At 49.8% G+C, this 12282-nt stretch carries 15 protein-coding genes and 1 pseudogene; 14 read left to right on the plus strand and 2 right to left on the minus strand.

What is annotated here, in order from left to right; all coding sequences use genetic code 11:
* Positions 1-380: 380 nt before the first annotated feature.
* Positions 381-1715, minus strand: coding sequence for an aminotransferase-like domain-containing protein (locus tag C1N56_RS21815; RefSeq protein ID WP_394517556.1), 1335 nt, complete (start codon positions 1713-1715; stop codon positions 381-383).
* A gap of 94 nt (positions 1716-1809) precedes the next feature.
* On the opposite strand from C1N56_RS21815, the gene C1N56_RS21820 reads away from it, so the two are divergent.
* The 7 genes from C1N56_RS21820 to C1N56_RS21850 all read left to right on the plus strand — a co-directional run bounded on the left by C1N56_RS21820 (position 1810) and on the right by C1N56_RS21850 (position 6244).
* Positions 1810-2712: a DMT family transporter gene (locus C1N56_RS21820; RefSeq protein ID WP_104187684.1), complete on the plus strand. Its 903-nt coding sequence runs from the start codon at positions 1810-1812 to the stop codon at positions 2710-2712.
* A 153-nt stretch (positions 2713-2865) separates the two neighbouring features.
* Positions 2866-3276, plus strand: a complete 411-nt coding sequence (locus C1N56_RS21825) for an ASCH domain-containing protein (protein ID WP_394517557.1) — start codon at positions 2866-2868, stop codon at positions 3274-3276.
* A gap of 336 nt (positions 3277-3612) precedes the next feature.
* Positions 3613-4050, plus strand: coding sequence for a VOC family protein (locus C1N56_RS21830; protein WP_104093488.1), 438 nt, complete (start codon positions 3613-3615; stop codon positions 4048-4050).
* A 188-nt stretch (positions 4051-4238) separates the two neighbouring features.
* A complete protein-coding gene (locus C1N56_RS21835) occupies positions 4239-4859 on the plus strand; it encodes a LysE family translocator (RefSeq protein WP_238562211.1) in 621 nt (206 codons plus the stop codon).
* Positions 4860-5053: 194 nt separating this feature from the next.
* A complete protein-coding gene (locus C1N56_RS21840) occupies positions 5054-5596 on the plus strand; it encodes a GNAT family N-acetyltransferase (RefSeq protein ID WP_238562210.1) in 543 nt (180 codons plus the stop codon).
* A 151-nt stretch (positions 5597-5747) separates the two neighbouring features.
* Positions 5748-6008, plus strand: coding sequence for a hypothetical protein (locus tag C1N56_RS21845; RefSeq protein WP_058776175.1), 261 nt, complete (start codon positions 5748-5750; stop codon positions 6006-6008).
* Complete coding sequence (locus C1N56_RS21850) at positions 6008-6244, plus strand: hypothetical protein (protein ID WP_072208584.1); 237 nt, start codon at positions 6008-6010, stop codon at positions 6242-6244. The genes C1N56_RS21845 and C1N56_RS21850 overlap by 1 nt, the downstream gene beginning before the upstream one ends.
* A gap of 153 nt (positions 6245-6397) precedes the next feature.
* On the opposite strand, the gene C1N56_RS21855 is transcribed toward C1N56_RS21850, so the two are convergent.
* Positions 6398-7147: a DeoR/GlpR family DNA-binding transcription regulator gene (locus C1N56_RS21855; RefSeq protein WP_238562209.1), complete on the minus strand. Its 750-nt coding sequence runs from the start codon at positions 7145-7147 to the stop codon at positions 6398-6400.
* Between the two features lie 80 nt (positions 7148-7227).
* Here C1N56_RS21855 and C1N56_RS21860 point away from each other — a divergent pair, with 80 nt between their 5' ends.
* From C1N56_RS21860 to C1N56_RS21890, 7 genes and pseudogenes are all read left to right on the plus strand, one after another.
* A complete protein-coding gene (locus C1N56_RS21860; RefSeq protein ID WP_021508782.1) occupies positions 7228-7821 on the plus strand; it encodes an NUDIX domain-containing protein in 594 nt (197 codons plus the stop codon).
* Positions 7815-8168 (plus strand): annotated as a pseudogene (locus C1N56_RS21865) (NUDIX hydrolase). The gene C1N56_RS21860 and the pseudogene C1N56_RS21865 overlap by 7 nt, the downstream one beginning before the upstream one ends.
* A 317-nt stretch (positions 8169-8485) precedes the next feature.
* Positions 8486-9352, plus strand: coding sequence for an AraC family transcriptional regulator (locus C1N56_RS21870; protein WP_104187674.1), 867 nt, complete (start codon positions 8486-8488; stop codon positions 9350-9352).
* Positions 9353-9429: 77 nt separating this feature from the next.
* Entirely contained in the window at positions 9430-10080 is a 651-nt protein-coding gene (locus tag C1N56_RS21875; RefSeq protein ID WP_058759240.1) for a LysE family translocator, read from the plus strand.
* Between the two features lie 92 nt (positions 10081-10172).
* Positions 10173-10868 carry a DJ-1/PfpI family protein gene (locus tag C1N56_RS21880; protein ID WP_104187672.1) on the plus strand — a complete coding sequence of 232 codons (696 nt, stop codon included), beginning with the start codon at positions 10173-10175 and terminating at the stop codon, positions 10866-10868.
* A gap of 193 nt (positions 10869-11061) precedes the next feature.
* Positions 11062-11373, plus strand: a complete 312-nt coding sequence (locus C1N56_RS21885; RefSeq protein ID WP_088517478.1) for a hypothetical protein — start codon at positions 11062-11064, stop codon at positions 11371-11373.
* A 284-nt stretch (positions 11374-11657) separates the two neighbouring features.
* The gene (locus C1N56_RS21890) at positions 11658-12146 is read left to right on the plus strand and encodes an anti-virulence regulator CigR family protein (protein ID WP_238562208.1); all 489 of its coding nucleotides are present in this window, start codon (positions 11658-11660) and stop codon (positions 12144-12146) included.
* The last annotated feature ends 136 nt before the right edge of the window (positions 12147-12282 follow it).

Here is a 12282-nt window from a genome sequence, read left to right on the forward strand (position 1 = left end):
GCGCAGATGTGAAGGAAATGTGAGCGAAGTCCATGAATGTTAAATTATATAATTGCATATGTTAAATAAAAGTTAATTAAGAGAGGATTCTGGCACGCTTTTGAGCTTTATGATGGCTTCCACTACCATCCTGCAACATTAAGAGATCTATAAATTAACAATAAAGTTACATATAAAACACCACGCTAAGGGTTTTACGACTGGAAAGTCACCGCGGTGTCTTTTAAATTGCACGGATTGTGAACAGCGTCACGGGAGCTGGCGCAGAGGTTTTGCACTGCCTGTACAGATGCCCGGGCACGATGAAACCACATCCGCACCAGAGGCAGGTCGGACATGCACGCAGCTATAATTCCTTATGAGCGAGGAGCGGACAGCGCTCAAAGATCAATCTCATACTCAATAGCCTCTTTAATTTTCGCCAGGGCCTCGCTCAGCTGATTCATCGTGACTGAGCCAAGAGCCAGACGAATAGCATGCGGCACACAGTTTGAGGTGCTGAAGGGTTCTGCTGTGGAAACAGAGATATGTTGCTGCATCAATCGGTGAACAAGCCTGTCAGCCCTTACTTCCTGAGGCAGTGATAGCCAGATAAAGTAAGAGTTGTCATGGCTTACCCATTCACAGTTCACAAGTATTTTGCGCGCCAGCGCCTGCCGGTGACGCGCGTCCCGTCTTTTCAGCGCCTCAAAGCGTTTAAGTGTGCCATCTTTAATCCAGTCGCAGACAATCGAAACCATGAGGGAGGGAGTATTCCAGGTCGTTGCCCTGATGGCTCGCTCCAGGGCAATTCGCATTTCAGCGGGACACACCACGGCACCGACGCGCAGGCCAGTGGCGACACTTTTAGCAAAACCGGTAACATAAACGGTTCTTTCGGGCGCATAAGTGGCAAGCGGCGGCGGTGGACGACGGACAAGAAATGCATAGGCCGCGTCTTCGATGATAAGAAGATCGAACGTTCTGGCAATCCGGGCCAGCTCCCTGCGCTGGGCATCATTCATAACCCAGCCAAGCGGGTTATGCAGTGTTGGCATGGTATACACCGCGCGCAGGCGCCGGCGTTGGCAGATTTGCCTGAATGCCGTCAGGTCCGGTCCACTGGCATCAGCGGGTATTGCCACCAGTTCCAGATGATAGAGAGTGGCCAGGGCTTTGAAGCCAGGATAGGTCAGAGCATCTACAGCCACTACATCCCCGGGTTTTAGCAGCCCCATGACAGCAACGCTAAGACCATGCTGCGCGCCATTTACAATTAAAACCTCATCAGCAGATGCGGTCAGGCCGGAGTTACTAAGCCACAGCGCGATTGTCTCCCTGTCGCTTTGCCTGCCAGCGTGCGGCTGGTAACGCAACAGTGAAGCCAGATCGCCAGATGTGGCCAGCTGTCGCATTGCCTGGCGTAACCGTTCCGCCTGGTCCGGTGGCGTAGGATAGTTGAAGTTCAGATCGAGCACGTCAGACGCCACTGCGTACTGATCCAAACCCAGCCCGGCGGGCAGCGAAATTTCCCTGACAAATGTTCCTCTTCCGGTTTCTCCGCTCACCAGCCCCATGGCTTCCAGCTCAGCGTAAACGCGGGTAGCCGTTGCCAGTGACACGTGCTTTTCAGCCGACAACGCTCTGTGGGTAGGCAGGCGGGCGCCCGGCAGGAGCGCGCCTGTTCGTATCGCGGAAGCGAATTCATCCACGATGACTTTGTATCGAGCTTTCATGAATTGTATCTATGACAATTATTTGATTGTCCTGAATGCTGGTACTTAGCATGGGGGCTGTCAACGTTATCTGTTAAATCATTTATCGAACTTGATGAGGTCTGTTGTGACAGTTACCAGGGTAAAAAATACACATTCTGGCCTGAAATCAGGTTGGCTGAACGGGCTGACCGGCGTGATCATCTTCAGTGGCTCTTTGCCCGCAACACGCATAGCAGTGCGGGAAATGGATCCCTTTTTTCTGACTTTTTCACGCGCTTCAATTGCCGGTGTACTGGCCATTATGCTGATTCTCTTTTTAAGTCAGGCTCGTCCTCAGCGGCATCAGCTGATTTCTCTGGTTGTCGTTGCTGCAGGTGTAGTGGTTGGTTTTCCTCTTCTGACAGCCATGGCGCTGCAGCACGTTACCTCGGCTCACTCTATTGTCTTCCTCGGTCTGCTACCCATGGCGACGGCTATTTTCGGCGTTGTCAGAGGAGGCGAAAGGCCCAGGCTGGCTTTCTGGATTTTTTCAGTCGCCGGCAGCCTGCTGGTGATGGGATTTGCCCTACTCCAGAAAGGTTCTGTATCAGTAACCGGCGATCTTCTGATGCTGGCTTCCGTGATTGTGTGTGGCCTCGGCTATGCCGAAGGTGCAAAGCTTTCGCGTGAATTGGGAGGATGGCAGGTTATCTGCTGGGCACTGATTATGTCCCTGCCGCTGATGCTTGTTGCCACCCTGGAGACCTTGCCGGAGAACATGGGCGAAATAAGCCTGCAGGCGTGGCTTTCACTGGGATATGTATCGCTGTTCAGTATGCTGATTGGTTTCATTTTCTGGTACAGGGGACTGGCTGCGGGCGGCATCGCCGCTGTGGGACAATTACAGTTGCTGCAGCCATTCTTTGGTCTCGGACTTTCAGCAACGTTACTGTCTGAAACGGTAAGGCCGATGATGATTCTCATAACACTGGGCGTGATCCTGTGTGTCGTTGGCTCGCGCAGGTTTGCAGATTAGTCCTTAGCCTCCTGTCGTCTGGATTTACGTAAGTGTCCGCGTTGGGCAAAAAGTGAACCACAATATGCGACGATCAGCCTGATTCTTAATACCGGTACAGTTCATGCTATAAACGATGAAACTTTTCATTCACCGACGATTGAGGGAATTTTCATGTTTGCGGTTGAGGAAATAAAAAAGAAGTATCCTGGCGCAGATGCCTGGCAAATGGGTGACAGTGCGGAACTGGCCAGCAAGCTGGCGGAACTGGTAAAAAAAGGCATCAAAACAGCTTCCTGCGGATCGTTTACCGCTTACCAGCAGGAGGAGTCTACTCCGAAGATTGGGAGCTATAACATTATTCTTGATGGTCAGAATACCCCGGTCTGTGTGATCAGATTGATTTCACTGCGGCTGGTGCGTTTTTGTGATGTAACAGAAGAGTTTGCCCGCAAAGAAGGTGAAGGCGATTTAAGTCTTGAATTCTGGCAGAAAGAACACCAGCGCTTTTTTAGCCGTGAAGGTCATTTTTCAGAAGATATGGAGTTGATTGCTGAAGAATTTGAAGTGGTGGAAGTGCTGTAAGATCAGGCAAATAGTTAGCATTTTATCGGCGGCCATCAATAATAATATCCGCTTTTAGCCTACAGAGGACTGAGCACAAGCCCATGTCTGCTATGAGCGCGAAGCGGTCATCCGCTGTTTATCGACAAAAATGCAGGCTTATAGCATGGTTGCTTATTTATCAACGGGAGCTGGTTTCTATCCATCTGATGCTGTGTATCCATCATAAATGCATAGTTAAACCGATTTCAGTAATGCTTTTTCCTGGAAAAAATCCCATCGCATTTAGTGTGTAGCAATAAAGCAGGCTTATCATATAGTTGAATGGTCAACTTTCGAAACTCAGCAGGTAATCGAATGATCTTAAGTGTTAATCACGTTGGTTTTTCAGTTAAAAACATTGAAGACTCCGTGTTCTTCTGGACTCATATCCTTGGAGGTGAATTAATACGCGAAGGAAAAATGTCTGGACCCATAATCGATGAAGTCACAGGTGCAAGGGGAGCTGATGTACGGATGGCTTTGCTTGAACTGGCTGGTATCAAAATTGAATTACTACAATATAGTAATATAGAGCAGCCAGCAGAACCTTCAGCACCTTATATCCCAGGCTACGCTCACCTTGCTTTTACAGTTGAAGATCTTGATACACTGTTGAGCAAAGCATCGGACTATGGCTGGAAGACGCCGGGTAAACCTCAGACAGTGTTGTCAGGCCCCATGAAGGGAACCAGAGTAATATATTTACAAAGCCCTGATGGTCAGACGCTAGAGTTGATGGAGCACAGTCAATGAAGTCCACATGGCATAGCCCGTTATCTGCTTATTGAAACAGTGATGTTTGCAAAGTCCGCTTCTGGCACAAAGCGGACAGACGCGGAGAATGGTCCGCTATGAGCGAAAAGCGGACACTTAAAACTGATATTTGTTAGATTGATTACAGGGAACTAAATGATTAACATCTGCTCTTTCGGACAAAGAAAATGACTGTTAACGATTCTCTCTTCGCATTCTCTCTCGCAGCATTGTTACTCACCCTGACCCCCGGCCTTGATACGGCACTTATTCTGCGCACTGCTTGTGCAGAGGGCGGCAAAAAGGCTTTTCACGCTGCGCTTGGCATTGATGCTGGCTGTTTTTTATGGGGGGCGCTGTTCGCATTAGGCCTTGGTGCACTTCTGGTGGTTTCAGAAATGGCTTATACGGTGCTTAAAGTTTGTGGCGCGGTCTACCTGAGCTGGCTGGGTTTACAACTGCTGATACGTCCCCGATCATCTTTCAGTGATGGCGATGATGACAATGGTTTTCAGGGGAACTGGTTTATCAGAGGAATGTTGGGAAATGTGCTAAACCCTAAAATGGGCATTTTCTATGTCTCCTTTTTGCCGCAGTTCATACCTGCCGGTCACTCTCCTTTGATATGGACTTTTATCCTGGTCAGCATCCACGTGGCGATTGGGACTATATGGTCAGTCACACTCATTTTAAGCACGCATTTTGCGTCAGCTATTTTGAAGAAAAATCGCGTTGTCCAGATGATGGACAGAGCAACAGGGGGCTTATTTTTATGCTTTGCGGCTAAACTTGCTATGAGCACAAGATAGCTGGCAGGACTGGCTGAAAACGTCCGCTTCTGGCACGGAGCGGACGTCAGCAACCGCATCATACGGACCCTACAGAGAAACCGGGTAGACAGCTTTTGATATCAGTGCTGAGAGGTTTCAAAGAAATGCTTCTCAGCCTATGTCTCACATATTAATGTGTTTAAACAAATCACTTACATGGAATGAAGAGAGTAATGTACTGGGAGTCAGAAAGGCTGCTTTACAGACCAGTAGTAATGTCCGATCTGGATGCGCTGTTTGGCATTTACGGTGACATCAGAACTCACGCGTTTAACCCGAGGGGTCCACATCGGGACATTGAGCATAGTCGTAATGTTATCCTGCAGCGAACCGCAGATCGTGAGCGTTATGGGTTTGACGACTGGGCTGTTTCTGAAAAGGCGGATCCAGAAAGGATCATTGGCTTTGGAGGTGTATTTGTCAGTCAGTTCAATGGCCGACAAACGAATAATTTGGGCTACCGGTTTGAACCAGAATCATGGGGGAAAGGTTATGCAACCGAGCTTGCCTGTCGCGCTTTAATATATGCATTCGACGAGCTAAAACTTCCTGAAATTGTCGGAGTTACACGCGAAAATCATATCGCCTCTCGCCGCGTTCTTGAAAAAGCAGGTCTGTTGTTTAACCAAAGGATAGACAATCCTGAGGACCCACCGGCTAACCTGATGTTCACTCTGACTATCGAGCAATGGAAAAGGTTAAAACGACAGCCTTGATGCATGGTTAAATCTTTTGACTACATAATGTTAAGCCCACTATGAGCTAAGAACGTACATCGATTTTTGAGAAGGATAACTGTTATGAGGAATTCTGATGAAAAAACACTCAATTGATAGAAATCGGCAAAGGTAATAAAAGGGAGGTGTAATGTTCGCCCCAGATTTTATTAATGAAGTTCATGGAGAATTTCTACTTGTAGCCAACCACAGCCTGGCATCCCCGGAATCAATAAAACTCAGTATTGCGTATAATATTGCCAGAATATCCTATGGACTATCGCAACTTCCATCGCACATTCAAACTTGTCGGGTCGTCTATGATATCAGAGGACAATCGATCTCCGACCTGGTCCTGGCCCAGATTAAAGAAGCATTCGAGCAGGTAGCAATTGTGGAGTTTAAATTCTGATGGGACTTCAGTTAATTGTAAAAGCTGATCTTAAGAAGATAGAAAAATCTTTGGGCTCACTGACATCAGGTTGTGAAATATTCGCTATTGCTGAAGGCCTTTTCGGCATTTCAATTCCAGAGCGAACTCTCTCATCCGTAGGTGAAGATGTCGTTCTACACAAACTTGAACAACTCAAGCGTTTTGACCTTTGGCAGGGGGCCTGGCAAGAGCCAAAACGGCGTTGGCTCTGGTGAGTTTCAGCTTTGAGCGATCTGCGGATATTACTGACAACGCGGTGTATCAATCTTTTGGGGCAGGTCACGGACATTCACAGCTTTGCCATGCAGGTCATGCACAATCACGAACCGATCTGTTTCGCAGATGCGTCAAAAAGGCAGCGTAGAACACTACATCAGCGAGACATGCTTCTGCTGTAAAACCTGGCGCAGTTCTTTATCGGGCTCGCCATCAATAATCAGCGCACTGGCCAGATCCAGATCCCCAATCGCGAAGGCGGAGGCGGAATTGAGTTTCTCTTTTGACACCATGACAACGGTCTCGGCGGCTCTCCCCGCCAGCGCGCGTTTTATGCCAGCCTCTTCATAGTTGCCGGTCGTGAGGCCGGCGGTTTTATGCACGCCGGTAACGCCCATGAAAAACAGATCAGCATTAATACGCGCAGCTGCCTCATGAACAGCCGATCCCACCGCGACCACCGAGTGGCGATAGAGCAGCCCGCCCAGGGTTATCACTTCTACCCGCGGAAAATCCACCAGCGCAACCGCAATACCGGGGCTGTGGGTGATCGCCGTGAAAGCCAGGTCTGCTGGTAGCAACTGCACCAGTTCTGCGGTGGTGGTTCCGCCGTCAATAATCACCACCTGACCGGGTTGAATCAGCTTCACCGCCTTTTGCGCCACACACTGCTTGGAACTCATTTGCACGTTTTTGCGTTTTTCGAAGGATGCCAGCGCGGCTGACACCGGCAGCGCGCCGCCGTGCACGCGCTGTAACAGTCCTTCAGCGGCCAGCTCCCGCAAATCGCGGCGTATTGAGTCCTCGGATATGCCAAAACGCTGACTGAGCTCACCTGACATCACCTGATTTTCAGCCGCCAGAATCTTCAAAATCTGTTGTTTACGCTGGCTCGATAGCATAATTACCCGCTCACGTTTTTTCTTGAATTTGCACGATTATGCATGATAGCGTCTGTTTTGTCATCTTCAGGAGGCAAGCTATGCAGCAGAAAATACGCAATATCCGTGAGCAGCTGTTGTCCGACAACTGGTACACCCTGAAAAAATACACCTTTGAATTGCAGCGCCGTGACGGCTCGTGGCAGAAGCAGCAACGTGAAGCGTATGACCGCGGTAATGGTGCCGTCGTGCTTCTCTATAATCGCCAAAAGCGCAGCGTGGTGCTGACCCGCCAGTTTCGCTTGCCGGTTTTCATTAATGGTCACCAAGGTTTTTTGATTGAAGCGGCTGCCGGGCTGCTCGATAACGCTTCGCCGGAAACCCGCATTGTCGCGGAGGCAGAAGAAGAAACCGGTTACCGGGTGCAGCATATTGAAAAAGTCATGGAAGCCTTTATGAGTCCGGGTTCGGTTACCGAGAAACTCTATTTTTTTATCGCCGAATATGCTGATGACGATCGCCAGAGCAAAGGCGGTGGCCTTGCCGATGAGGGCGAGGATATTGAAGTACTGGAATGGCCTTTGACTCAGGCCCTGAGCGCAATTCGCAGCGGGGAGATTATGGATGCGAAAACCATAATGTTACTGCAATACGTTGCCATGAATGTCCATTTTGAGGAGCCAATACCATGCTGATCCTGATTGCCGGCCCTGTGCGCAGCGGCACCGAAGGAGACCCGGTCTTAATTCACGCCAATATACAAAAGTTAGATTAAGCCGCTCTGCAGGTTTATCACAGAAGGCATACGCCGGTGATTGGAGAATGGCTGGCATTACCTCTTGCCGCCGCCGCAGGTTCACAGGCAATCGGTGATGAAATCAGTGAGGCTTATCTTTATCCGGTTGCACATCGGCTTATTCAACATTGCGACGCGATCTTACGTATGCCGGGCGCGTCGCACGGCGCCGATAACGATATACGGATTGGCAGAGAACGCGGGTTAAAAATTTATACTGACATAGATGAGATTCCGATCGGGTGATTATGCTTTCACTGGATGGCGACGATGCCAGCGCGGCCATTCAGGCTTATGGACATTTGGCTTGTCGCCGTCATTCAAACAAGAGTATTTTTCGCGAATAAAACAAACTCATTGATGCCCGGGAAATATGCCAGTCTTGCTGATCGCTTTTTCTCTGCATCGTCTGATGCAGTGATGCATAACATCAGGCGGCCCTATCCGCAGCAGGCTGACAACGACGTGCCAGCCTGAGTCAGGCATCTGAATTAATGCTATCGTGTCTGGCTTAACGCCTCACAGGCATGACAACGATAATAGGTACCAGGATGGAAACAGGCATGCTCATTCCGTGCACATCCCCTTCCGGCTGCGATTGCGATAATGACAGCGTAGCCACTCGTACAGAGTTCTGGCGCGATCCGTCGCTGGTTTTTGTCGAAAGTCGTCGCGCGTGTCACAGCCGCGCATGTTACAGACCACACAGTCACCCGACCTTTTCAATTGGCGCAGTTGACGCAGGCGGCAGCCTGTTCACAGGCGCATCCGGTGGTCCCTGTTATTTACAACCTGGAATGATGGTTTTTATTCCCGCCGGCGCGGTTCACTCCTGTAATCCATTGCCTCACAAGCACTGGAGCTATCAGATGTTACATATGGATGCCGCGTGGTTAAATGCTTTACTTGCTGAAATGGACGATGTTTCAGGCGGCTTCATCAGTCAGGGTGAAGTTCGGGTGACGAATAATCAAGAGCGCTATCATCGCTTCTGTGAACTGAATAACCTCCTGTTTTCGACTGCCAGTACAGAAGACAAAAATACAGCGCTAATCGAGTTTATTGGCGACAGTAAATATGGCACCGGCCCGGTGAAAGCCTTTCCTGTCATGGCGTCTGACATCAGTCGGGCATTACACAACGTGATTGAAGTATTGCAGCAGGCTGAAAGGCAGCCGTGGGCGCTGTCAGAGCTGGCAAGCCTTTCAGGCATGAGTCGTTATCAGCTCATCAGAGCATTTCGCGCTGCGACTGGCATGACACCGCATGCTTATCAGCTTAATTTGCGCATAAACAAAGCACGTCACTGGCTTCAGTCAGGCTGTGACATTACCGATATCGCTTACCGGCTGGGTTTCGCTGACCAGAGTCATTTTCAGCGCGTATTTAAGGCCCACACTGGCGTAACGCCAGGCTGCTATCGAACCTGAGCAAGTGCAATTTTGTTCAATACAATCCTGCCCGGGAGCTGCACCCTGTTAAAAATTTTTAAGAGGGTAATACCGTGTTGCAGCAATTTCTTATCGTGGCAGCAGCGCATTTTCTGGCGTTGCTGTCGCCCGGCCCGGATTTTTTTCTCGTGGCACGCACCTCAATCAGAGCCGGCTGGCGGCGCGCCGCCAATGTCTGCCTGGGGATAGCCATAGCGAACGGCGTGTTTATACTGGCTGCCTTCAGCGGTATCACGCTTTTCCATCCTGAGAGCATCAGTTTTATCGTTATTCAGCTCGCGGGCTGTGCTTATTTACTCTATGTCGGTCTGCTTTTTATCCGCTTTGCTGGCATGAGCTCATTGTCTGCCTGCAGCGTCAAAACAGCGGAATCAGTAACTCAGCCTGCTGGTGCCTCGAACCATTACCGTGAACTGGGCATGGGTTTTCTCTCCGGAATACTCAATCCCAAGAATGCGCTGTTTTACGTGAGTCTGGCCACGCTTATTGGTGGTGGCGATGCGATGGTGAATGTGAAAGTCGTCTATGGCATATGGATGTTTAGTGTCGTGCTGCTATGGGATTTACTGGTCGCCGCTTTCATTGGCAATCGTCTGGTACTTCAGCACTTTTCCCGGTTATTACCCTGGCTGGAACGTATCTCAGGAATGATGTTGATTGGCCTGGCATTGAGTGTCATCGTGGTTAATTTAATTTCGATAGTCTGACAGACAGTAACGGGTTTCCATTTTTTATTGCACAAACCACTGCCTTTGCTGATGGCAAAGCCACTATCACCTTTTAGATGAAGGCATTATTTATGAGTGATTCTACATCTACATCCATCGGTCTGCTGCTGTTCCCTGCGCTTACGCAGCTTGACCTGACCGGTCCGTTTGAAGTCTTTGCGCGGGCACCAGACACGAAAGTGCATCTCATCTGGAAAAATCTGGAGCTTGTGGTGTCAGACCGGGGGATGGCGATTCAGCCAACCACCACGTTCGACACGTGTCCTGCGCTGGATATCATCTGTATTCCCGGCGGGCCGGGGCAGATAAACCTGATGGAGGATGAAGAAGTCCTTTCGTTTATCCGGGCTCAAAGTAAACAGGCGAAGCTGGTAACGTCGGTATGCACCGGATCGCTTGTGCTCGGCGCGGCCGGGCTTCTGAAGGGATATAAAGCGACGACGCACTGGGCTTCGCTGGATCAGCTGGCGCTATTGGGCGCAGAGCCGGTAAATGAGCGCGTTGTACGCGACCGCAATCGCATAACGGGCGCCGGTGTGACTTCAGGTATCGATTTTGCCCTCAGCGTCGTATCAGAGATGTTCGGACCGAATATCGCGCAAAACATTCAGCTGCATATGGAATATGACCCTGCCCCGCCCTTTGACTGTGGCTCGCCCCGCTCCGCATCTGAAGAACAGCTGAAAAAAGCTCAGCAACAGGTTGCGCCATTTATTGAAAAGCGGCGGCAGGCGACGCTGAAAGCCGCAGCCAGACTACAGAAATAACGGGCCGGCACGGAGCGGACTTTCCCACCGACGAATGCCTCGATGAGCGAAAAACGGACCTACAGGTAAGAGTGAATAGGTTTCGGTCGTCATTAATTTAGTTTGCATTAACGAACACGGCCTTCAGAAATTACACCGTTAAGTGGCTTGCGATGATAGGGTGACATCCTTGCCACATTAAGAGGAAAAACGAATGATTGTAAGAACCTGGCACGGTTGTGTTCCGCTCAAACACGCTGAAGATTTTGCGAAACACCTTGAGAAGACAGGTGTGGAACATTCACGAAGCATTGCCGGGAATATAGGCGCTTATGTGCGCAGAGAAACACAGGGTGACTGGGAGCATTTCTTTCTGGCAACTTACTGGAAGGATCTGCAGTCAGTAAAGACCTTCGCGGGAGAAAATTATCACGTGGCAGTGACGTATCCGGATGACGAACAATTTGAGTTACTTTCCGATCCGTACGTTTTTCAGCACACCGTGGAAACCGTTTTACCGCTTTAGCCCCCTTTCAGGGCGACTTAGCGGTGATCCTGATACGTTTCTAAATTAATATCAGGCGTCAATGTCCGCTTTGCGCGACGAGCGGACATTTCTTTCAGTAGTCACGAGCCGGCAGGCGCACCCCTGGGTTCAGAGGATGAGCAGTGGAATGCCCGCGTTCAGAGTGAGTCCCGGACATGTCCGGCTTATTACATTACTGATATTTCAGAAATGAGGTGATGGTTAAGATTGCCGCCTCGTTCTATATTTCAATAAGGCAATACATACTACTAAGGACATTTGTCATGCTCACGCAACGCACGCTCAAAACAACCTTTGCTCTGATGATTGGTTTCGCCGTTTTTGTTGCACCGGCTTATGCAAACCCTGGCAATGGCAATGGCAATGGCAATGGCAATGGCAATCACGGTAATAATGGCGCGCACGGAAATAAAGAGCAGGGTTACGCATCGTCGAAAAACGAACATGGACATCGCAAGAACGCCCGGCACCCCGATCATGTTCAATCTGATATCAGCTTCTCTCAGGCACGAGCGCTCGCCGTCAACTATGGCCTGGTAGGCTATCAGTCTCTGCCGCCGGGAATCGCTAAGAAAGTGGCGCGTGGGAAAGCATTGCCACCGGGTATTGCTAAGAAAAATTTGCCAGCATCCATGATAAATGCGCTGCCTCACTACCCCGGCTACGAGTGGCGCGCGGTTGGAGATGATTTAGTGCTTATTGCGTTGAGCACAGCAGTTGTGACCGCCGTGATTAACGGTGTGTTCAACTAACCAAAGACTGCAAGCCCGGCTAAAAGAGAACGCCGGCAAAGTCATCTATACGCAAACAACCTGTTTCCCGAATTGCTTGCAAATCAAACGGATGATGTCCGCTTTTCGCTCAAAGCGGACATCGGTCTATTCGTCA

This window comes from Pantoea sp. SGAir0175 (assembly GCF_043547855.1).